Source organism: Pseudoalteromonas sp. ABV4_021 (assembly GCF_056159365.1).
This window is the reverse complement of the sequence record NZ_JBSWVB010000001.1, coordinates 2,232,257-2,254,243: the sequence shown is the minus strand read 5'-3', so window position 1 is coordinate 2,254,243 and position 21,987 is coordinate 2,232,257. Positions and strand designations below refer to the sequence as shown.

General features: G+C 41.2%; 17 protein-coding genes. 12 read left to right on the top strand and 5 right to left on the bottom strand.

What is annotated here, in order from left to right:
- Positions 1–48: 48 nt before the first annotated feature.
- From pilB to nadC, 3 genes are all read right to left on the bottom strand, one after another.
- Complete coding sequence (gene pilB, locus ACXAFE_RS10490) at positions 49–1,731, bottom strand: type IV-A pilus assembly ATPase PilB (protein WP_475152103.1); 1,683 nt, start codon at positions 1,729–1,731, stop codon at positions 49–51.
- A gap of 69 nt (positions 1,732–1,800) precedes the next feature.
- The gene (locus tag ACXAFE_RS10485; protein ID WP_475152098.1) at positions 1,801–2,265 is read right to left on the bottom strand and encodes a pilin; all 465 of its coding nucleotides are present in this window, start codon (positions 2,263–2,265) and stop codon (positions 1,801–1,803) included.
- Positions 2,266–2,654: 389 nt separating this feature from the next.
- A complete protein-coding gene (gene nadC / locus ACXAFE_RS10480) occupies positions 2,655–3,509 on the bottom strand; it encodes a carboxylating nicotinate-nucleotide diphosphorylase (RefSeq protein WP_475152095.1) in 855 nt (284 codons plus the stop codon).
- 239 nt (positions 3,510–3,748) lie between these two features.
- Here nadC and ampD point away from each other — a divergent pair, with 239 nt between their 5' ends.
- The 11 genes from ampD (at position 3,749) to ACXAFE_RS10425 (ending at position 18,911) form a co-directional block, all read left to right on the top strand.
- Positions 3,749–4,291: a 1,6-anhydro-N-acetylmuramyl-L-alanine amidase AmpD gene (ampD, locus tag ACXAFE_RS10475; protein ID WP_475152092.1), complete on the top strand. Its 543-nt coding sequence runs from the start codon at positions 3,749–3,751 to the stop codon at positions 4,289–4,291.
- A gap of 11 nt (positions 4,292–4,302) precedes the next feature.
- Positions 4,303–5,151: a beta-lactamase regulator AmpE gene (gene ampE, locus ACXAFE_RS10470; RefSeq protein ID WP_475152089.1), complete on the top strand. Its 849-nt coding sequence runs from the start codon at positions 4,303–4,305 to the stop codon at positions 5,149–5,151.
- Between the two features lie 532 nt (positions 5,152–5,683).
- Complete coding sequence (pdhR, locus tag ACXAFE_RS10465) at positions 5,684–6,430, top strand: pyruvate dehydrogenase complex transcriptional repressor PdhR (protein ID WP_010561738.1); 747 nt, start codon at positions 5,684–5,686, stop codon at positions 6,428–6,430.
- 69 nt (positions 6,431–6,499) lie between these two features.
- A complete protein-coding gene (gene aceE / locus ACXAFE_RS10460; protein ID WP_475152086.1) occupies positions 6,500–9,166 on the top strand; it encodes a pyruvate dehydrogenase (acetyl-transferring), homodimeric type in 2,667 nt (888 codons plus the stop codon).
- Between the two features lie 12 nt (positions 9,167–9,178).
- On the top strand, positions 9,179–11,065 hold the full coding sequence (gene aceF / locus ACXAFE_RS10455; RefSeq protein ID WP_475152082.1) for a pyruvate dehydrogenase complex dihydrolipoyllysine-residue acetyltransferase: 1,887 nt from the start codon (positions 9,179–9,181) through the stop codon (positions 11,063–11,065).
- A 237-nt stretch (positions 11,066–11,302) separates the two neighbouring features.
- Positions 11,303–12,727, top strand: coding sequence for a dihydrolipoyl dehydrogenase (gene lpdA / locus ACXAFE_RS10450; RefSeq protein ID WP_475152080.1), 1,425 nt, complete (start codon positions 11,303–11,305; stop codon positions 12,725–12,727).
- Positions 12,728–12,857: 130 nt separating this feature from the next.
- Positions 12,858–13,529 carry a tRNA-uridine aminocarboxypropyltransferase gene (locus ACXAFE_RS10445; RefSeq protein ID WP_475152076.1) on the top strand — a complete coding sequence of 224 codons (672 nt, stop codon included), beginning with the start codon at positions 12,858–12,860 and terminating at the stop codon, positions 13,527–13,529.
- A 757-nt stretch (positions 13,530–14,286) separates the two neighbouring features.
- A complete protein-coding gene (locus tag ACXAFE_RS10440; protein WP_475152073.1) occupies positions 14,287–15,288 on the top strand; it encodes a Fe(3+) ABC transporter substrate-binding protein in 1,002 nt (333 codons plus the stop codon).
- Positions 15,288–16,934 carry an ABC transporter permease gene (locus ACXAFE_RS10435; protein WP_475152070.1) on the top strand — a complete coding sequence of 549 codons (1,647 nt, stop codon included), beginning with the start codon at positions 15,288–15,290 and terminating at the stop codon, positions 16,932–16,934. Before ACXAFE_RS10440 ends, ACXAFE_RS10435 begins: the two co-directional genes overlap by 1 nt.
- The gene (locus ACXAFE_RS10430; protein ID WP_475152066.1) at positions 16,927–17,985 is read left to right on the top strand and encodes an ABC transporter ATP-binding protein; all 1,059 of its coding nucleotides are present in this window, start codon (positions 16,927–16,929) and stop codon (positions 17,983–17,985) included. The genes ACXAFE_RS10435 and ACXAFE_RS10430 overlap by 8 nt, the downstream gene beginning before the upstream one ends.
- Before the next feature lie 14 nt (positions 17,986–17,999).
- On the top strand, positions 18,000–18,911 hold the full coding sequence (locus ACXAFE_RS10425) for a Dyp-type peroxidase (RefSeq protein WP_475152064.1): 912 nt from the start codon (positions 18,000–18,002) through the stop codon (positions 18,909–18,911).
- 56 nt (positions 18,912–18,967) lie between these two features.
- Here ACXAFE_RS10425 and argR read toward each other — a convergent pair whose 3' ends face one another.
- The gene (gene argR / locus ACXAFE_RS10420; RefSeq protein ID WP_054979988.1) at positions 18,968–19,435 is read right to left on the bottom strand and encodes a transcriptional regulator ArgR; all 468 of its coding nucleotides are present in this window, start codon (positions 19,433–19,435) and stop codon (positions 18,968–18,970) included.
- Between the two features lie 287 nt (positions 19,436–19,722).
- Here argR and mdh point away from each other — a divergent pair, with 287 nt between their 5' ends.
- Positions 19,723–20,661, top strand: coding sequence for a malate dehydrogenase (gene mdh / locus ACXAFE_RS10415; protein ID WP_010561728.1), 939 nt, complete (start codon positions 19,723–19,725; stop codon positions 20,659–20,661).
- A gap of 51 nt (positions 20,662–20,712) precedes the next feature.
- Here mdh and ACXAFE_RS10410 read toward each other — a convergent pair.
- A protein-coding gene (locus ACXAFE_RS10410) for an IS3 family transposase (RefSeq protein ID WP_475151200.1) occupies positions 20,713–21,914 on the bottom strand; the annotation gives its coding sequence in 2 pieces (ribosomal slippage) (positions 20,713–21,566 and positions 21,566–21,914; 1,203 coding nt in all).
- Positions 21,915–21,987: the final 73 nt, after the last annotated feature.

Genomic DNA, 21,987 nt, shown 5'->3' with positions numbered 1-21,987 from the left:
TGAATATTTCAAAGTACATTTAAATATTAGCCCAATATTATTAAGTCATTAATAACTAGTAACGCGGTTAATTTCAACAATACTCGTAATACCATCTGCAGCTTTTTTTAAGCCTGACTTTCGTAAATTATTGATACCTTCTTTTTCTGCTATAGCGGCAATTTCTAAAGAATTACCGCCTTGCATTATAACATCAGCAATTTTTGGGGTGATAGGCATAACTTCATAAATACCTACCCGCCCTTTGTAGCCTTCAGTGCATTTGTCACAGCCTACTGCTTTATACAATTGCGCGGAAGTGACTTGCTCTGATGTAAAACCGAGATTTAATAACTCTTGTTCAGGAAGTGCTTCTGGCACTTTGCAAACAGGGCATAATCGTCTAGCAAGGCGCTGTGCAATAATTAAACTGACTGAGCTTGCAATGTTATATGAGGGCACACCCATATTAATTAAGCGCGTTAATGTTTCAGGTGCAGAATTGGTGTGGAGTGTACTTAAAACCAAGTGGCCTGTTTGTGCAGCCTTTATGGAAATTTCAGCAGTTTCTAAATCACGAATCTCACCGACCATTACGATATCAGGGTCTTGGCGCAAAAATGCACGTAATGCGTTGGCAAAAGTCATTTCAGCTTTTGCGTTAATTTGTACTTGGTTGATGCCTACTAAGTTTATTTCTACCGGGTCTTCGGCTGTTGAGATATTACGTTCAGGTTTATTAAGAATATTTAAGCCGGTGTAAAGTGATACTGTTTTACCTGAACCCGTTGGCCCGGTAACAAGTATCATGCCTTGTGGTTGGGCGAGCGCGTTTAAATAAAGTTCTTTTTGCTCAGGTTCATAACCCAATACATCGATACCCAGCATAGCACTTGATGAGTCGAGTATACGCATTACAATCTTCTCACCCCAAAGGGTAGGAAGTGTGGACACACGAAAATCAATGCTTTTCTTTGCAGTAATCTTTAATTTGATACGGCCATCTTGCGGTTTACGTTTTTCTGCAAGGTCTAGCTGCGACATTACTTTGATACGTGCTGAAATTCGACTCTCTAGGCCAACAGGGGGTTTAGCTATCTCATGTAAAACACCATCAACACGAAAGCGTATACGGTATTCTTTTTCATATGGTTCAAAATGTAAATCGGATGCGCCTCGTTTAATGGCATCCATCAATATTTTATTGATATAGACAATGATTGGCGCGTCGTCTTCTTTGCTATTTACATCGTTCTCGTCACTAACTTTTTCATCAACATCAGCTGTAACACCGTTTAACTCACTAAGTTGGTCATCACTTAATTCAATGCCATCTGAGGTGTCAAATAGGCTATCGATTGCTTTATCTAATTCATCATATGATGCCACTACAACTTCGGTTTGTAGGCCGGTATTAAATTCAAAGTCTTCAAAAGCATCAAAATTTGTGGGGTCTGCAGTGGCTAAAACAACAGTTCTACTTTTTAAAGCAACAGGTAGAACCTTATGCTTTTTTATTAGTTTTTCATTTTGAACTTTACCTTCAGGCAGAAAAGATAAGTCAACATCTTTGAGACTGATGATAGGAGCATTGAATAGTTGAGAAGCTTTGACAGCAATGTCTTGGGGAGTCAAATTTGATTCGTTGCAAATAACTTCAAAAACTGAGTTTGTTTTAGAGTTAGATAAAGCTTCGGGAGATACATAGCCAAAACTTGATAATTTACGAACAAGGGGAGAGTTTATTTGCATAAATTTTTACACGAAAGCTGCTTGCATTTAGCAAGCAGCTAATTAATTGTATTATAATAATATGAATAATTATTCAGGAAGCTTAGGTCTGTAACGAACGTCTACTGAACCACCAGAAATAGACCAAGACACTACATTGTTCGCATTTCTAACACCAGCGAAAATCACAGTTTGGCCAGCTAAATCATTATGTGCACCGTTTGCAACTGTATCAAATGTTGCTGTAACTGTAACGTTAGCATTATCTGTGTACGTTGCAGTTACGTCTGCCACATTACCCGTAGCAGCTGCTGTACCGCCAGTTAAACCGATTTCAGCATCATTGTTTGGCATACGGCCATTTGTCATAGCAAATTCACTAATACCAAGTTGCCAAGGGCGGATTGCATTGATGGCTTCACCTGCTGAAGCTCTTGCGGTGTAAGTGGTGTATTGAGGAATTGCTACAGCAGCAAGAATACCTATGATCGCGATAACGATCATTAATTCGATTAAAGTGAAACCCTTTTGGGCTGTTTGTTTCATGTTTTTCATAATGTACCTCTAACGAGTGTTTATGGGGCTAAGTTATTAAAAAGAGTTGCCTGTTAAGCTGGGCATACTCATTCCATTAATTAGTATAGTTAAACTTCTCTAATGAGAAAGTAAGTATTAGTAACTTTTCCCTAAGCGATTAATACCAAACCATAAAAAATTATTAATTTGTCTCTAAAAACCACCTAAAGGTACTACTAAGTTGGCTTACTAGGAACAAAACTAATTCCTTATTACTAGCCTGTACTTCCTGTACTCGCTATTTCTAATGAGATGCTAGCACGACATTTAAGACTTGTGTAGCATCTTTTTTTACAATTAGCTTACATGTTCCTAAATTAATACAAAAGGATTGCTCTTTCTGTATGAAAAAAGTTAAAGTTCACTAATTAGTCGCCATTATTTTCAAAACGCATTGATAAATCAAGCGCTTTTACATGTTTTGTTAAAGCACCTGACGAAATAAAGTCGACACCCGCTTGTGAATAGGTACGTAAAGTCTCTAATGTCATGTTACCCGACACTTCCAATTTGGCGCGTTTGTTGGTGATTGTTACCGCCTTGTTAATCATCTCAACTGTGAAATTATCGAGCATTATGATGTCAGCACCTGCATCAAGAGCCAACTGTAGTTCTGCTAAGTTTTCTACTTCTACTTCTACTTTTTTATCTGGATGATTTGTTTTCGCTTGTGCTACCGCTTTATCAATGCCACCGCAGGCAGCAATATGGTTTTCTTTAATTAGAAAAGCATCAAACAATCCGATGCGATGATTTTCGCCGCCACCGCATTTTACCGCATACTTTTGTAGTAAACGTAAACCCGGAATGGTTTTGCGAGTATCCAGTAATTGTGTGCCCGTACCAGTTAACTCTTTTACATAGTGGGCGGTAGTCGTTGCTGTGCCTGAAAGAGTTTGTGCAAAGTTAAGCGCGGTGCGCTCAGCAGTTAAAATTGCGCGAGCATTGCCAACCGCGGTGAATAACGTTTGGTTTTCTTCAATGGTATCGCCATCTTCAACAAGTACGTTTACTTCAACACTAGGGTCAACTTGCTCAAATACTTCTAAAATAAGTTGCTTGCCACAAAAAACACCCGCTTCGCGTGTAATTACTTTTGCGTTTGCTTGTTGAGTTGCTGGAATAAGCTGTGCAGTGATATCGCCGTCTGCACTTTGGTAGTTTAAGTCTTCGTCGAGTGCAGATTTAACGAGTTGAGAAATTAATTGTTGAGAGAGAGCCATAGTGAAATTACAGATAATGAACGTTGCAACAATTTTATCGTGTTGATTATAAGTTGGCTATGATTTTATTGGATTTCAGATTTCAGATTTCAGATTTCAGATTTCAGATTTCAGATTTCAGATTTCAGATTTCAGATTTCAGATTTCAGATTTCAGATTTCAGATTTCAGATTTCAGATTTCAGATTTCTTTCGGCAAGTGTTAATCTGAAATCTAAATTCTGTAAGCTTCTTCTAAACATGAAAATAGAACAACACGTATTACAAGGTATTAGCTTTTTATCTTCTCCTCATTTTAACGAACGACCAGATGAGCACGATATTTCCCTGATTGTGCTTCACAATATTTCGTTGCCAGCGGGTCAGTTTGGTTTGCCGTACATATCTGATTTATTTTTAGGCTGTTTGGATTGTAAGGCTGAACCGAGTTTTTCTGATTTAGATGGGCTTGAGGTATCGGCGCATTGTTTAATTCGCCGCGATGGCGAGGTTATTCAGTATGTACCATTTAACAAACGTGCGTGGCATGCTGGTGTATCTGAATATAAAGGTAGGCAGGGATGTAATGACTTTAGTATTGGTATTGAATTAGAGGGGAGCGATCATGTTCCTTTCACAAATGAGCAGTATGCTAGTCTTGAAGAACTGGTCAAAATGCTTTTAAAACATTATCCTAAGTTAAATTCAAAAGCGATCACGGGTCATAGTGATATCGCGCCAGGTCGGAAAACAGATCCTGGCCCACACTTTGATTGGGCCCGCTTTCATGCCTCATTAACCTAGTAGAGAACAAGATGATTTTAATTTCAGTAATCTTAGCACTTATTATTGAAAGACTAGCCGCAAAAGAAGATGCATGGCAGCTTAATACCTATGTTAAGCATTTTATTAGTGTAAGTGAGTCAAATGGCTTATTTAGTAAGATTTACTCGCGTCGAGTAGATTTCTTTATTTGGTTATTACTTCCCGTATTACTGCTCTTTGCTGTGAGCGAAACATTTGATTTTGTTTTGCTTGAACTTGCGATTAACGTGGTTGTGTTATTAGTGTGTTTTGGTTGTGCTTACTTGCGTGAAAAATATAAAGGGTATTTAAACGCGCTGCAGCGAGATGATGTTGAAGCTGCAACACTGTATGCGTTTCAACTAGGTCAAAAACGCACTGAACAGGAGGGTGGTGAAACGCTCGGCCAAACAATCGCATGGATTAACTTTCGTTATTATGGCGCGGTTATTTTTTGGTTTGTTATCTTTGGTGTGTGTGGCGCACTCGGTTATGCGTTGATTCGAAATTTTGCGGATTTAACCCGTAATGATCCTGAATCCGTCTTTCGAAAACACAAAAAGGAGCTTCATAAAACACTTTATTGGCTTGACTGGTTACCGGCACGTATTGTCAGCTTTGGTTATTTAATTATTGGTAACTTTAGCCAAGGCACGGCAACTTATTTAAAATATGTATTTAACTTTTCAGTACCAAATCGACGAGTCATCGGTGACATTGCCCATGCCGCTGAACGTGTAGAGCAAGAGTTTATCGGCTGCAGCTTTGAAGCCAAATGCATGGTGCGTTTAGTAAAGCGAAACATGCTATTAATGTTAGCGGCGATTGCAATCCTTACGTTACTGGGGTCGGTTGGTTAAAAAAAGAGTTGAGATTTCAGAGTTTAGGTTTCAGAATTTTTGCTGAACCCTGAACCCTGAACCCTGAACCCTGAACCCTGAACCCTGAACCCTGAACCCTGAACCCTGAACCCTGAACCCTGAACCCTGAACCCTGAACCCTGAACCCTGAACCCTGAACCCTGAACCCTGAACCCTGAACCCTGAACCCTGAACCCTGAACCCTGAACCCTGAACCCTGAACCCCACCTGGTCTGACCATTTTACTTTTTCACCAATTAAATAATTATTCTGTTATTTTTTGTCTACCTTTAATGGTGTTTGATTTCTTATCTCGTACGTAACCTGAGGTTTAGTGCATCGTTGCCAAACTATTTTTAGGCAAAAAACACCGCATTGAATAGTTATGCCATTAATCTTGATAATTTTGACTATTCACCGTATTTCTGATAATTTAAGCGCTAATTTTTGGTATGACCAATTTACCTTTTGCGAATTTGACACACTATTTGCTTGATTAGGAACGGAAAACAGAAGGTTACTTCAAAAGCCTATGTCATTTAAGATAAAAGCCGCTAAGCTGTCGGATGTGATTTTAGAACAACTTGAGAATATGATTCTTGAGGGCTCGTTGGCGCCCGGCGAAAAACTGCCGCCGGAGCGTGAACTAGCAAAACAATTTGAAGTGTCACGTCCTTCATTACGTGAAGCGATTCAAAAATTGGAAGCCAGAGGGCTGGTAACACGTCGCCAAGGTGGCGGTACTTATGTTAAAAATCAGCTTGAAGGTGGCATGACTGACCCTCTGTTTGACTTAATCTCCAAACATCCTGAATCACAATTCGACCTACTTGAATTCCGTCATGCCTTAGAAGGTATCGCAGCCTACTACGCGGCACTTCGTGGTACCGATACTGATTTTGAATATATTTCCAAGTGTTTTGATGCCATTGCAACTGCAAATGATATTGAAACCCAAGCCCAAATGATCAATGCCTTTCATTTTGCCGTAGCAGAAGCATCGCATAACGTAGTGTTGTTGCATTTAATTCGCGGCATGAAATCATTACTTGAACAAAATATTCAGCAGAATTTAATGGTATTAGTGCAAAAATCAGATGTTAAAACGCAACTGGCTGAACATAGAAAATTCCTGTTTGATGCAGTAATTACAGGACAACCAGATAAAGCGCGTGACGCAAGTAATGCGCACTTAGCCTTTATTGAAGAAGCTTTATTGCAAGCGGGTAAAGAGCACTCTCGTATTGAGCGCAGTTTACGCCGTTCGCAAAAAAATTAAACGATTTGAAACATAACTCGATTTATCTGTTAGGGATAAATTTGAATTTAAACATAAGGAACACTCCATATGTCTGAAGTCAATAAAATTGACGTTGACGCGTTAGAAACCCAAGAGTGGTTGCAAGCGCTTGAGTCAGTAGTAAAAGAAGAAGGCGTTGAACGCGCACAGTTTTTACTTGAACAAGTACTAGAGCAAGCACGTCTTGACGGCGTAGATATGCCAACTGGTATCACAACTAACTATGTGAATACTATCCCAGCAGATCAAGAGCCTGCATACCCAGGTGACACAACAATTGAGCGTCGTATTCGTTCAATCGTGCGTTGGAATGCAATCATGATCGTATTACGTGCGTCTAAGAAAGACTTAGAGCTAGGCGGCCACATGGCGTCTTACCAGTCTTCAGCTGCATTCTACGAAATGTGTTTTAACCACTTCTTCCGTGCACCAAACGAGAAAGACGGTGGCGATTTAGTTTATTACCAAGGTCACATTTCACCTGGTATCTACGCACGTGCTTTTATAGAAGGCCGTTTAACAGAAGAGCAACTAGATAACTTCCGTCAAGAAGTAGACGGCAACGGTATCTCTTCATACCCACACCCTAAATTAATGCCTGAATTCTGGCAGTTCCCAACGGTATCTATGGGTCTAGGTCCAATTGCATCTATCTACCAAGCACGTTTTCTTAAATACCTAGAGGGTCGTGGTCTTAAAGAGACTAACGAACAGCGCGTTTATGCGTTCTTAGGTGACGGTGAGATGGATGAGCCAGAATCACGTGGTGCAATTTCTTTCGCTGCGCGTGAGAAGCTAGATAACCTATGTTACCTAATTAACTGTAACCTACAGCGTCTAGATGGCCCAGTAATGGGTAACGGTAAGATCATTCAAGAACTTGAAGGTCTATTTAAAGGTGCTGGCTGGAACGTAATTAAAGTAGTTTGGGGTTCTGGTTGGGATCTACTACTTGCCAAAGATACGTCGGGTAAGCTTTTACAGCTTATGAATGAAACAATCGATGGTGATTATCAGACTTATAAGTCAAAAGACGGTGCTTACGTGCGTGAACACTTCTTTGGTCGTTACCCAGAAACTGCAGCGCTTGTTGCAGATATGACTGATGACGAAATTTTCGCGCTTAAGCGTGGTGGTCACGATACGTCTAAGCTTTTTGCGGCTTATAAAGCAGCACAAGAGACAAAAGGTCGTCCTACTGTAATCCTAGCTAAAACGGTTAAAGGTTACGGCATGGGTGAAGCAGCTGAAGGTAAAAACATTGCGCACCAAGTTAAGAAAATGGACATGACGCATGTTGAACACCTACGTTCACGTCTTGGTCTAGAAGACTTGGTATCTGATGAGCAAATCAAAGACTTACCATACCTGAAACTTGAAGAAGGTTCTGCAGAGTACGAATACTTACATGCGCGTCGTAAAGCACTACACGGCTACACGCCACAGCGTTTACCTAACTTCACGCAAGCACTAGAAATTCCAACGCTAGAGCAATTTAAGCCACTTCTAGAAGAGCAAAAGCGTGATATCTCTACGACTATGGGTTATGTACGTGCGCTAAATATCTTATTAAAAGATAAAGGCGTAGGTAAAAACATCGTACCTATTATTGCGGATGAAGCACGTACCTTTGGTATGGAAGGTTTATTCCGTCAAATCGGTATTTACAACCCGCATGGCCAGAACTACACGCCTCAAGACCGCGATATCGTTTCTTACTACAAAGAAGCAACATCAGGTCAGGTACTTCAAGAAGGTATCAACGAGCTAGGTGCAATGTCTTCATGGGTTGCGGCTGCAACATCATACTCGACAAATGACCTGCCGATGATCCCATTCTACATCTACTACTCTATGTTCGGTTTTCAGCGTGTTGGCGACATGGCGTGGATGGCGGGTGACCAACAAGCACGTGGTTTCTTACTAGGTGCAACAGCAGGTCGTACAACGCTTAACGGTGAAGGTTTACAGCACGAAGACGGTCACTCGCATATTCAAGCGGGTACTATTCCTAACTGTATTTCTTACGACCCAACGTTCGTATTTGAAGTAGCAGTTATCTTACAAGACGGTATCCGTCGTATGTACGGTGAGAGCCAAGAAAACGTGTTCTACTACTTAACGTTAATGAACGAGAACTATGCTCAGCCTGCAATGCCAGAAGGTGCGGAAGAAGGTATTCGTAAGGGTATCTACAAGCTTGAAGACAACGCTGGCGACAAAGCACACGTTCAGCTAATGGGTTCTGGTACTATCTTAAACGAAGTACGTAAAGCAGGTCAGATCCTAAGCGAAGAATATGGCATTGGTTCAGATGTATTCTCTGTAACCTCATTCAATGAGCTTGCGCGTGACGGTCAAGACGTTGAGCGTTTCAACATGCTTAACCCAACAAGCGATGCAAAAGTACCTTATATTACATCTGTATTAGGTGAGTCGCCGGCAATTGCTGCAACTGACTACATGAAGAACTATGCAGAGCAAGTACGTGCATACATGCCTAGCGCATCGTACAAAGTACTTGGTACTGATGGTTACGGTCGTTCAGACAGCCGTGAAAACTTACGTCGTCACTTCGAAGTAAATGCAGGTTACGTGGTAGTAGCTGCGCTTACAGAGCTTGTTAAGCAAGGTAAAGTTGACGCATCAGTTGTGGCAAGCGCTATCAAGAAATTTGATATCGACACAACGAAAACTAACCCACTATACGCATAAGAGGCAGATAGAATGGCAATCGAAATTCATGTTCCAGATATTGGTGCAGATGAGGTTGAAGTAACTGAGATCCTAGTTAACGTAGGCGATACAGTTGAAGTTGATCAATCTCTTATTTCAGTTGAAGGTGACAAAGCTTCAATGGAAGTGCCAGCTGCACAAGCGGGTACAGTGAAAGAAATTAAAGTAGCAGAAGGCGACACTGTTGCAACTGGCTCTTTAATTATGATTTTTGATGCTGCGGGTGATGCACCCGCTGCAGCCGAGCCTGAAGCACCAGCAGCCCCTGCGGCTGCACCTGCTCCAGCAGCGGCGTCTGAATTAGTTGAGGTTCACGTACCAGACATCGGTGGTGACGAAGTTGAAGTAACGGAAATCATGGTTGCCGTAGGCGACGTGGTTGAAGCTGACCAATCAATCTTAAATGTAGAAGGCGACAAGGCTTCTATGGAAGTACCAGCACCATTTGGCGGTACAGTTAAAGAAGTGAAGGTTGAAGTTGGCGGCAAAGTTTCAACGGGCTCGTTAGTATTCGTATTTGAAACGGGTGCATCTGCGCCGGCAGCTGTTGAAGCGGCTCCTGCGGCAGCGCCTGCTCCAGCAGCGGCAGAACTTAAAGAGGTTCACGTACCAGACATCGGCGGTGACGAAGTTGAAGTAACAGAAGTCATGGTTGCGGTAGGCGATGTGGTTGAAGCTGACCAATCAATCTTAAACGTAGAAGGCGACAAGGCTTCTATGGAAGTACCAGCACCATTTGCAGGTACTGTTAAAGAAGTGAAGGTTGAAGTTGGCGGTAAAGTGTCGACTGGTTCTCTTGTTTTTGTATTTGAAATACAAGGTTCTGCACCAGCTCCTGTAGCTGCTGCACCTGCAAAAGCGGCTCCGGCAGCACCTGCGGCAAAACCAGCGCCAGCAGCGGCACCTGCAGCTTCAGCGCAAAAAGATGAATTTGTAGCGAACGACCAATACGCACATGCATCGCCTGTAGTTCGTCGTCTAGCGCGTGAGTTTGGTGTAAACCTAGCGCGCGTTAAAGGCACGGGTCGTAAGAACCGTGTACTTAAAGAAGACGTACAAAACTATGTGAAAGAGTTAGTTAAGCAAGTTGAATCAGGTCAGCTATCTAAAGGTGGCAACGCTGGCGGTGGCGAGCTAAACCTAATTCCTTGGCCAAAAGTAGACTTCAGCAAGTTTGGTGAAGTTGAAGAGAAGAAACTTTCTCGTATTCAAAAGCTTTCTGGTGCAAACCTTCACCGTAACTGGGTACAGATCCCACATGTTACGCAATTTGATGAAGCAGACATCACCACGCTAGAAGCATTCCGTAAAGAACAGAATGTACTGGCTGAGAAGAAGAAAATGGGCGTGAAGATCACACCACTAGTATTCGTAATGAAAGCCGCGGCTAAAGCACTAGAAGAATTCCCAACGTTTAACTCATCACTGTCTGAAGATGGCGAAAGCTTAATTCTTAAGAAGTATGTAAACATTGGTATCGCGGTTGATACACCAAATGGTCTAGTTGTTCCTGTTGTTCGTGACGTGAATAAAAAAGGCATCATTGAGTTATCACGTGAGTTGATGGAAATCTCTGGCAAAGCACGTGAAGGTAAACTAACAGCATCTGATATGCAGGGCGGTTGTTTCACGATTTCTAGCCTAGGTGGCATCGGTGGTACTGCGTTTACCCCAATCGTAAATGCGCCAGAAGTTGCTATCTTAGGTGTCTCTAAGTCTGACATGAAGCCGAAGTGGAATGGTAAGGAATTTGAGCCGCGCTTAATGGTGCCGCTAAGCTGTTCATACGACCACCGTGTAATTGACGGTGCGTTAGCAGCACGCTTTACTGCAACTCTTGCAGCTTACTTGAGCGACATTCGCCAGTTAGTAATGTAAGAAAAGAGCTTAACGCATAACTTCGGTTATGCGTTTTGTTTATTGCTCTGATGTAGCAAATAGTATTAATTGAACGAAATCTCTTGAAAATTGCACGACATATGTAAACGGCAATGCTAGAATTTCGCGCAATATTAATTTATCTGCCCAAAGTCTTGTTAATTGAGATAAATAGGCAGGAGTTTGGGTGATACAATTCTCGTATTATCCCGTTCGAATAACAGTTAAGGTAATAACATGAGCAACGAAATCAAAACTCAAGTTGTTGTACTAGGCGGTGGTCCTGGTGGTTACTCTGCAGCATTCCGTGCTGCTGATTTAGGTTTAGATGTAACATTAATCGAATCACGCAATACTTTAGGTGGTGTGTGCTTAAACGTAGGTTGTATTCCTTCAAAAGCACTTTTACACGTAGCTAAAGTAATTGATGACGCAGCTGAAATGGCGTCTCACGGTGTTACTTTCGGTGCTCCTCAAATCGACCTAGACAAAATCCGTTCATGGAAAGAGTCTGTAATTGGGCAACTTACTGGTGGCCTAGACGGCATGGCGAAAATGCGTAAAGTTAACGTTGTTAATGGTTACGGCAAATTCACTGGTTCTAACACAATTGCTGTTGAAGGCGAAAACAGTACGACTACGGTTACTTTCGATAACGCAATTATCGCTGCGGGTTCTCAACCTGTAAACCTACCTTTCATTCCTGAAGATGATCGTGTAATTGATTCAACAGGTGCACTTGAACTTAAAGACGTTCCTGAAAAGCTACTTGTATTAGGTGGTGGTATCATCGGTTTAGAGATGGGTACTGTTTACCGTGCACTAGGTTCACAAATCGACGTAGTTGAATTTGCTGATCAACTAGTACCTGCAGCTGATAAAGACGTTATCAAGATTTACCAAAAGTACGTTAAGAACAAGTTCAACGTAATGCTTTCTACTAAAGTTGTTGCAGTTGAAGCGAAAGAAGACGGTCTATATGTTTCATTTGAAGGTAAAAACGCACCAGCTGAAGCTGTTCGTTACGACAAAGTACTTGTTGCTGTTGGCCGTACACCGAACGGTAAACTACTTGACGCTGAAAAAGCGGGCGTAGCAGTTGATGAGCGTGGCTTTATCAACACTGACAAGCAAATGAAGACAAACGTAAACCACATCTTCGCGATTGGTGATATCGTTGGTCAACCAATGCTTGCACACAAAGCGGTTCACGAAGCGCACGTAGCTGCTGAAGTTATCTCTGGTAAGAAGCATTACTTCGACCCTAAATGTATCCCTTCAATTGCATACACAGATCCAGAAATTGCATGGGTTGGTGTAACTGAGAAAGAAGCAAAAGAGCAAGGCCTTAAAATTGAAACAGCGGTATTCCCGTGGGCAGCATCTGGCCGTGCAATTGCTTCAGCACGTACTGAAGGTTCAACAAAGCTTATCTTCGATAAAGACTCAGGTCGCGTTATCGGTGGTGCTATGGTTGGTATCAACGCAGGTGAAATGCTTGGTGAAATCGGCCTAGCCGTTGAAATGGGCGCAGATGGTGAAGACTTAGCGTTAACAATTCACGCTCACCCAACACTGAACGAGTCAATCGGTCTAGCTGCAGAAATTTTCGAAGGTTCAATCACTGACCTTCCAAACAAAAAAGCAGTTAAAAAGAAGTAATCTAACACTTCTTTAGAAAAACCCAGCCACTGTGCTGGGTTTTTTATTATCTGGATTTTGTACATCGGCTTAGTATTAGCTCAAAGCGCCAAAAAAAGTTAGAATACGCCGCTTGTTTGGGAGAGGTCGATTGAAAAATTCAGTATTAGCACTTAGGCAACAACAGATCGCTGCAGCAAAGCGTGAATATAAAGCGCGCGGTTCAAAATTATCGCGCTGTGAGCATTGTTTGTTATCTGAAACCTTATGTATTTGTGATGGTATCGAAGAGGCAAATTGTGATGCTGCAGTTTGTTTGCTGATGTATCACAATGAGAGTTTTAAACCATCAAATACAGGACGTTTAATTGCTGATATTGTGCCCGACAATTATGCGTTTCGTTGGGACAGAACAGAGCCTGATAAAGCGCTTTTAGATTTGTTACAAAGTGATAAATACCAGCCTTTTATTGTGTTTCCTGAAGATAATATGCCAGTAGAACGGGTTGTTAAACAGGTCAATCGTATTGCAGGTAAAAAACCGTTATTTGTCTTTTTAGATGGTACTTGGCGAGAAGCGAAGAAAATGATTCGCAAAAGCCCTTATCTGGACGGCTTCCCTATTTTATCAATTAGCCCTGAAAAGCTTTCAGAGTATCATTTACGTGTTGCCGCATTTGAACATCAATTAGGTACCGCTGAAGTGGCCATTATGGTGCTAGAGCTTGCAGGAGAGCTTGATGCGTCTCAAAAGTTAGAGCGTCACTTTATTGATTTCAGAAATGCCTATCTAAAGGGTAAACGCAGTAAATTAGTGCCGTAATAACGGGATTAAAACTTGAAGTATGACATTGCTGATTTTAGAAATGAGTCATTTCTTGAAGGGGAAATGCAGTAAACTAGTGGCTTAAAGCGCCTATTCAAAACGTGATAAGTGAATTTTAGGCAAATAAAAAGCGCAGCTTGAAGCTGCGCCTTAACGGAATCTTATTAGCGTCCTGCTATGCACATATCGTTGTTTGATTAGCGCAATCCTTGATATCCCTATTTTGACATGACTCGTCAATGAGCTAACTCCGTGCTCAATCCATCTATCCTATTTACAATCCTGTAAGAAAATCCGTTTAAGGTCCACATCCTGTAAACCATCAATTCCCTTGGCATCCTAGCCCAAAATCCATCTAGTAAATCCTACCAGCTCCTGCCGCTTACTAATCCTAAGTAAGGTCAATTCAGTCCATTTCCTTTTGACACTGTTAATTCTAGAGTAGTGGTTGTTGAATAAAACTATATTAAGTGGCTTGGTGAATTTGTTTTATTGCTGAAATATAGTGTTTTACGTGGTGAAGTTCTTATAAAACAAAATATTAGCTATTTTAGGTGCGTGTGTGCACCTAGTTTTTTGAGATAAGTAGGAGTATTCTGTGAGATATTTCCTACAGCTAAATTCGCTAATGTCTTTTGCTCTTCTAACTGAAAATTGTTTTCATTTAATTAAATTGAGTGCATTTAACGCTGTACATTCAATATCAGACAGATACAATTCAAGTGATAATACTTCTTATTAATGGTTCTAGAATATGAAAAAAGCAATCGCATTACTCGCACTGCTAGCAGCTGGTGAAGTTGCAGCAAAAGATGTTGTTAATATTTACTCTTATCGTCAGGGCTTTTTAATTGAACCTATTCTGCAAGAGTTCACAAAAGAGACAGGTATTGAAACAAAAGTTGTTTTTGCCAAAAAAGGTTTAATTGAAAAACTTAAAAAAGAAGGCAAATACACCAAAGCCGATATGGTACTTACGTCTAATTTTAGTGCGCTATTACAACTTGAAGATGAAGGCTTAGTGCAACCGATTAAAAGTAACGTAATCGAAAAAAATGTACCAAAGCAATTTCGTGATGACGAAGGAAATTGGGTTGCACTGACTAAACGTGTACGTAATGTTTACTCGTCTAAAGAGCGTGTTGGTAAGTTAGATACGTTAACCTATGAAGATCTCGCAAAACCTGAATACAAAGGCAAAATTTGTATGCGTTCAGGTAAGCACCCATACAACTTAGGTTTAGTTGCTTCTATGATTGCACATCATGGCGAGGCAGAAGCGCGTGAATGGTTAAAGGGATTAAAAGCAAACTTGGCTCGTAAGCCACAAGGTAACGACCGTGCACAAGTAAAGGCAGTAAAAGAGGGCTTGTGTGATGTAGCGCTTGGTAACAGTTATTACTTTGGTAAAATGCTGAACGATCCAAAGCAAGTGCCTTGGGCTGAGTCTGTGTACATTAATTTCCCAAATCAGCAAGATCGTGGCTCACATATCAATGTATCTGGTGCGGTTTTAACCAAGCACGGAAAAAATACGACTAACGCATTAAAATTAATCGAATTTATGACTGACAACAAAGCTCAGAATATGTATGCTTCAGTGAATATGGAATATCCGGTAAAGACGGATGTTGAAGTGTCTGAGTTAGTGGCGTCTTGGGGCAAATTTAAGGAAGATGCACTGCCATTAACAAAGGTAAGTGAATACCGTCCATTGGCATTGAAGCTAATCGACGAGGTAAAATTTGATCTTTAATGCGCCTTAATTTTTCACTGTCTAAATGGCAGTTTATTGCTTTCGCGACAGGCTTTTGCCTGTCGCTTCCGTTATTGTTCCTGATTTTTGAATCCTTCCAGCCTGATAAGGAAGTCTTTGAACACTTAAAACAAACAGTATTGTGGGATTACACCTTTAATACCATAGTGTTGATTTTTGGCGTCTGCTTGCTTAGTTGTGTGATTGCGTTGCCGCTAGCATGGCTTTGTGCGTACAGTGACTTTCCCGGTAAAAAGCATTTTGAGTGGGCATTAATGCTACCACTTGCAATGCCAACTTATATTATTGCCTACATTTACACAGACTTATTTGATTATGCGGGCCCTATTCAGTCATGGTTGCGCGCGGTTTTTGGCTGGCAATCACCGAGTGATTATTGGTTTTTTGATATTCGCACGCTAGGCGGTGCAATCGTAATGATTGCATTAGTGCTATACCCATATTTATTTTTGATTTTTAAAACCGCACTTAAAGAGCAATCTTATAAATTAGTTCAGGCCAGCCAAGTAATGGGTTACTCGCCTGTTAAAAGCTTTTTTAAAGTATCGATCCCGCTAGGGCGTGGCGCAATTGCTGCGGCACTAGCACTTATCAGCATGGAATCAATGGCAGATTTTGCAACTGTAAATTATTTTGCAGTAAGTACCCTGACAACCGCAGTATACGATACCTGGCTTGGTTACTATTCACTTACTGCGGCAGCGAAAATCTCCGGCATTATGTTGCTGTTTTTGTTTGTCGTGATAGGTGTAGAAAAATTTAGCCGACGCAACCAAGCGGTATTTGAGCGTGGTGCAAGTGAGAATAACGAACCACTTTACTACCTATCAGGAAAATCAGCGTGGTTAGCAACAGCCTATTGTGCATTAATACTTTTTGCTGGGTTTGTGCTGCCAATTCTTATTTTGATGAGTTACGCAGTGAGCTATTTTAGTGAAGCGTTCAATAGCGATGCGTTTTTATATGCGTGGCAGAGTTTGAAAATAGCGCTAATAGTGAGTTTTGTTTGTGTTGCGTTAAGTGTGTTGGTGAATTTCTATCAACGTTCAAGCTTGTCGCGCTGGGCAGGAATGCCAGGCAAAGTTGCCAGTACTGGTTATGCATTACCTGGCACTGTATTAGCAATAGCAGTGCTACTGCCGCTTACCGCACTTGATCAACAGCTCAATATGGTTGCCGAATCAACACAGTGGTTTGCCGAGCCAGGATTGTTGTTTAGTGGTTCTATTTTTGCCTTAATGTTTGCTTACGTTGTGCGCTTTTATGCGATTTCACAAGGTGCAATAGAATCTAGCTATGCGCGTATTTCACCATCGCTCGACATGGCAAGTCATTCAATGGGTGTAAGTGCAGGCAATACTTTGCGCCGAGTACATATGCCGCTGCTTAAGCGCGGTATGCTTACTGCTGGTTTAATTGTATTTATTGAATGTATGAAAGAGTTACCTGCGGCACTGTTATTACGTCCTTTTGACTTTGAAACGCTGGCAACCTATGTTTTCCAATACGTCAGTGATGAGCAACTAGAGCTTGCCTCAGTGTCGGCGTTATTTATCGTACTCGTCGGTTTAATCCCTTTATATTTAGTTAATAACACTATGGAAGCTAAAGCATCTCATGAGTAATTTGTCGATTAACAATTTAGAATATAGCTACAATGGCAAACCGATCTTAAAAGATTTGTCATTGCAGGTAAAAGACAATGAAATTGTGTGTTTACTCGGTGCAAGTGGCTGTGGCAAAACCACCACGTTAAAAGCAATTGCTGGCTTGTTGAAACCTAGCAAAGGCGATATCTCGATTGCGCAAGTTGCGGTTAACGGTGATTCGCTTTATGTGCCGCCACAAGAGCGCAATATCGGTATGATGTTTCAAGACTATGCGTTGTTTCCTCATTTAACCGTTGAGCAAAACATTGCGTTTGGCTTACATAAAGAATCCTCGAGTGTACGCAATGAGCGTGTTAAAGAAATGCTGTCACTGATTAAGCTCGAGGCATTTGCTGAGCGCTATCCTCACCAATTATCAGGTGGTCAGCAACAGCGCGTGGCAATTGCTCGCGCGCTCGCGTATAAACCGAGCTTATTGCTACTTGATGAACCATTTTCCAATATCGATCACCAAGTACGTTTTCAATTAATTGATGATATTCGCCGTATTATTAAAGATCAGCAAGTTTCCGCTATTTTTGTAACCCATTCCAAAGAGGAAGCTTTTGCCTTTGCTGATAAATTGGCAATTATGGAAGAGGGCAAAATTGCACAATTAGGCACGGCAGAAGCACTTTATCGCAAACCTGCGACAAAAGGTGTTGCGGCATTTTTAAGTGCTGGTATTTTTATCGATGCAGAAGCGACATCCAGCACTGAATTTAAAACTGAGTTTGGCACGATTACTTCACTTGAACCTGTTACCAATGACCAAAATGAGGTGTCAGGAAAAGGCTGTATATACTTAAAGCCTCAATATTTAACTTTGAGCGAAAACGAACAGGGAGTAGGCGAGTTTGTCGCGAGCCGTTTTGTTGGTAATCGCTATTTATGTCGTGTAAAACTAGGGCAACAAGAGCTTGAAATTCCATGCACGCAACATCAGCGCTATGCTTATGGTCAGCGATTAGCTATTGATGTTCGTCCGCATTTGGTTAATTATTTCGCTTATACTAATAACAATTAAGTAGGAAACCCGCTATGCCACAAGCGCAATCAGGAGTTTGTGCTGAAGCCAATTTACATGGTGTGCATTTATTTTTAAATGTATTAGATGGCCAAGAACTCAGCTTGTCGAAAAAATTGGCAAGTATTATTGATATGCAAGAGCGGTTTGATCACGAATTTTCAGAAGCACTTGTGTCTTGTGTTGTGGCGATAGGTTCACAGTTCTGGCCACATATTTACCCCAGTAAAATGCCAAAAACGTTGGCGGGTTTTCCGCAATTTGAACATATTGAGCATGCTACGCCATCACGTCCAATAGATTTAATGATTCAAATTAGGGCAGATCGCCTTGATGTAGTTCATTTGTTTGTGATGGAAGTGATTGAATTACTGAGTGGTGATATTGAACTGATTGACCAAGTAAAGTGTTTTCATTATTTAGACGGTCGTGACCTAAATGGCTTTATTTATGGTGTAGCTAATCCCCATGGTCGCAAAAAGCAGCTTGTTGCTTTAGTGGGAGATGAAGACGCTGCATTTTCTGCGGGCAGCTATATTCATGTGCAGCGTTATCGTTATGATTTAAAGGCGTGGCAAGAAATCTCAAAAGCAGAACAAGAAATTGTAATGGGGCGAATGGCTAATTCTAACCAAGCGGTTAGCTGCGCTCCGGAAAACAGCCATAGTGCTCGTACAGAGCTTTACGATGAACATGGCAATGCATTATTTTTAAATCAAGGCATGCCATTTGCTGATATTAACCAACAGGGCTTTTTATTTATTAGCTGTGCAAATAATGGCTATGCGTTTCAAACGCTTCTCAAACACCGTTTAGGCTACATTGATGATAATGGCCCAGATATGTGGCTGGAGTTTGCGAAAAGTGATTTTGGTGCGGCGTTTTTTGCACCATCTGTGAATATGCTTAGGGAATTAGCTAGTTAGATTTAACAAGCTAGAGTTTAAGAGAGTTATGCGACACAAAACTCTCTTAATTAGTTTTAAACGTTTTCGAATAACTTTTTAACGCGTTCTAGTGTAACGTCAATTTCAGAGACTTTTTCAGGGGCGATAAAAATCGTGTCATCACCGGCAATGGTGCCTAACACACCGTCTGCTTTACCAAGTGAATCGAGCAAACGCGCAATTAGTTGTGCAGCACCTGGACTGGTACGAATGATGATCATCATTTCGTTATGCATAATATCAATTACCAGCTGGCGCAGCGGGCTTTTCGCTGTCGGTACACCCATTTCTGCGGGTAAACAATACACCATCTCTTGTTTTGCATTACGTGTACGTACAGCGCCAAATTTACTTAACATGCGAGACACTTTGCTCTGACTAATATTGTCAAAACCCATGTCTTTTAAGGCATCAACAATCTCGCCTTGTGAACCAAAGTTTTCTTCTTTTAAAAGGGCTTTGAACGCTTTAACCAGCGCTTCTTGTTTATCTTGTATTTGCATGTGAACGGGCTGTTTAACCAATTGATGGACGTTACCTTAAATTTTACACAAGTTAGGGCTAATTGCATTAATAAAATCGTCATCTTAATTCAATTAGAGTTGAATTAATCTCAATGAAAACGCGATTTTTTTAATTGATAGCGTTGTCAACTAATCTAGTCGGATAAAGTTTACAACTATGGTCGAGATTTATATAAAAAATACCTGTTTTATTTGTTTTTATGCGCACTTTTCATTATCTTTATGGCACTTTTTTAAATACCTACCTCTAATCACGGAGAATTCACATGAAAGTTGCAGTTTTAGGCGCAGCTGGTGGTATCGGCCAGGCCCTTTCTTTATTACTTAAAACACAATTACCAGCTGGTTCTGAGCTATCGTTATATGATGTAGCGCCAGTTGTTCCAGGTGTTGCTGTTGACCTATCACATATCCCAACTGCAGTTAAAGTTGAAGGTTTTGGTAAAGACGATTTAGATGCAGCACTTGCTGGCGCAGATATCGTAATTATTCCAGCAGGTATGCCGCGTAAGCCGGGTATGGACCGTGCAGACTTATTCAATGTTAATGCAAGCATTGTTAAAACACTTGCTGAAGGCATTGTTAAAAACTGTCCTAAGGCGCTTGTAGGTGTTATCACTAACCCTGTAAACGGCACTGTACCAATCGTTGCTGAAGTATTCAAAAAGGCAGGTACTTACGAAGCTAACCGTGTATTCGGTGTAACGACACTAGACGTTATCCGTTCAGAAGCGTTTATCGCTGAACTTAAAGGCGTAGACGTTGCTTCTGTTAAAGTACCAGTAATCGGTGGTCACTCAGGTACAACTATTCTTCCTCTTCTTTCACAAGTTGAAGGTGTTGAGTTCACTGCAGAAGAAGTTGAAGCACTTACTCCACGTATTCAAAACGCAGGTACTGAAGTTGTTAACGCAAAAGCGGGTGGCGGTTCAGCGACACTTTCAATGGGCGCAGCAGCTGCACGTTTCACTCAGTCTTTAGTTAAAGGCTTACAAGGTGAAGAAGGTGTTATCGACTACGCATACGTTGCAATCGACGGTGGTGACGCAGCATACTTCGCACACCCAGTACGTTTAGGCAAAAACGGTGTTGAAGAAATTCTTTCTTACGGTGAGCTTAGCGCATTCGAAGAGAAAGCAAAGAACGACATGCTTGAAACGCTTAACAAAGACATTCAGGAAGGCATCGACTTCATCAACGGTTAATGCCGCGATAAGTTGTTTGACCCATACTAGCATGGGTTGACACTTTTAATATTAAAACGCTCGATGCACTTCATCGGGCGTTTTGTATTTTAAAGCCGTGTGTGGCCTTCTTTGATTATAGATATCAATGGATTGTTTCACCATTTTCGCAGCTTCTTCCAAGTTATTAGGCTTTGTCAGTAAATACTCGTTTTTCAGTATACCGTTTACGCGTTCCGCCAAGGCATTTTGGTAGCAGTCATATCCATCTGTCATTGAGCACGTTATGCCATATTCTTCGTGTATGCGTTGGTATTCATTTGAGCAATATTGAATACCTCTATCAGAATGATGGATAAGAGGTGAAGTGACTTTTCTATTTTTTAACGCTTGTTTAAACGCCTGTTTTACTGAACTCGTTTTTAAATTATCACTTAGGCTATAACCCACTATTTTTCTAGAGTAAGCATCTGTTACTAGACTTAGATAGGACTCGCATTCTTTCGTTGGCAGGTAAGTGATATCCGCCACCCATAATTGCTCTGGACGAGTTAATTCAATCCCATCTTTTATGATGTTTGGGTGTTTATAAAATCGATGCAGACTCTGTGTTGTTCGGTGATAGGCGCGCTTAGTTAGCACTAATAAGCGGTTTACTCTCAGTAAGGCAAACAAGTGGTCTCGGCCAATGTGTAGCTCTGACTGTTGCATTATGTACTGTAACTTTCTGGTACCAATGCGAGGATGAGTCATCCGCTGTGCCTTTACGAACGATAATACTCGTTGCTCAAACTGCTCTTTTATTACCGCCACTTTACAGCGTTTATAATAAGCTTGTCGTGTTATACCCAAGTACTTACACGCCTTGGTCACTGACAGTTTGGCTATGACTTTTGATTCAACAACCTGTCGCGTTGCTTTTTTGTGATACGTACCCCAAAGTCTTTATCAAGCACATCGACAATTTTCTCGAAGAACTCGGCTTTTAACTTGGTATCTTCTAACTCTTTCTCAAGGGCTTTAATCTTTTGCTCTGGTGTTAAATCTTTAGGCTCTGACATACCGGTAGCCTCACTCATGTGATTAGGTGTTCCCTTACTCCAATCTAGTCGACCATGCTTACGAAGCCAAACTAAAACTGTTGAAGCACCTTGGATACCATAGTGGTCTTGCGCTTGTTTGTATGTACACTCGCCTTTTTCTACTTTTTCCACAATTGATAATTTAAAGGCAAGTGAATAATCTTTTTGAGTTCTCTTAGATATAGGGTTCATAACATTCTCCAAATTTAAGTTGGAAAAGTGTCAACCGTATTTAGGACGGGTCAGTTACAGTAAAAAAAGGCCG

Bases quoted from the DNA above. Each gene is read 5' to 3' on its own strand.
- aceE (WP_475152086.1), top strand. From the start codon at position 6,500: ATGTCTGAAGTCAATAAAATTGACGTTGACGCGTTAGAAACCCAAGAG.
- ACXAFE_RS10485 (WP_475152098.1), bottom strand. From the start codon at position 2,265: ATGAAAAACATGAAACAAACAGCCCAAAAGGGTTTCACTTTAATCGAA.
- argR (WP_054979988.1), bottom strand. From the start codon at position 19,435: ATGCAAATACAAGATAAACAAGAAGCGCTGGTTAAAGCGTTCAAAGCC.
- ampE (WP_475152089.1), top strand. From the start codon at position 4,303: ATGATTTTAATTTCAGTAATCTTAGCACTTATTATTGAAAGACTAGCC.
- nadC (WP_475152095.1), bottom strand. From the start codon at position 3,509: ATGGCTCTCTCTCAACAATTAATTTCTCAACTCGTTAAATCTGCACTC.
- ACXAFE_RS10435 (WP_475152070.1), top strand. From the start codon at position 15,288: ATGCGCCTTAATTTTTCACTGTCTAAATGGCAGTTTATTGCTTTCGCG.
- pilB (WP_475152103.1), bottom strand. From the start codon at position 1,731: ATGCAAATAAACTCTCCCCTTGTTCGTAAATTATCAAGTTTTGGCTAT.
- aceF (WP_475152082.1), top strand. From the start codon at position 9,179: ATGGCAATCGAAATTCATGTTCCAGATATTGGTGCAGATGAGGTTGAA.
- pdhR (WP_010561738.1), top strand. From the start codon at position 5,684: ATGTCATTTAAGATAAAAGCCGCTAAGCTGTCGGATGTGATTTTAGAA.
- ACXAFE_RS10425 (WP_475152064.1), top strand. From the start codon at position 18,000: ATGCCACAAGCGCAATCAGGAGTTTGTGCTGAAGCCAATTTACATGGT.
- mdh (WP_010561728.1), top strand. From the start codon at position 19,723: ATGAAAGTTGCAGTTTTAGGCGCAGCTGGTGGTATCGGCCAGGCCCTT.
- ACXAFE_RS10430 (WP_475152066.1), top strand. From the start codon at position 16,927: ATGAGTAATTTGTCGATTAACAATTTAGAATATAGCTACAATGGCAAA.
- ACXAFE_RS10440 (WP_475152073.1), top strand. From the start codon at position 14,287: ATGAAAAAAGCAATCGCATTACTCGCACTGCTAGCAGCTGGTGAAGTT.
- ampD (WP_475152092.1), top strand. From the start codon at position 3,749: ATGAAAATAGAACAACACGTATTACAAGGTATTAGCTTTTTATCTTCT.
- lpdA (WP_475152080.1), top strand. From the start codon at position 11,303: ATGAGCAACGAAATCAAAACTCAAGTTGTTGTACTAGGCGGTGGTCCT.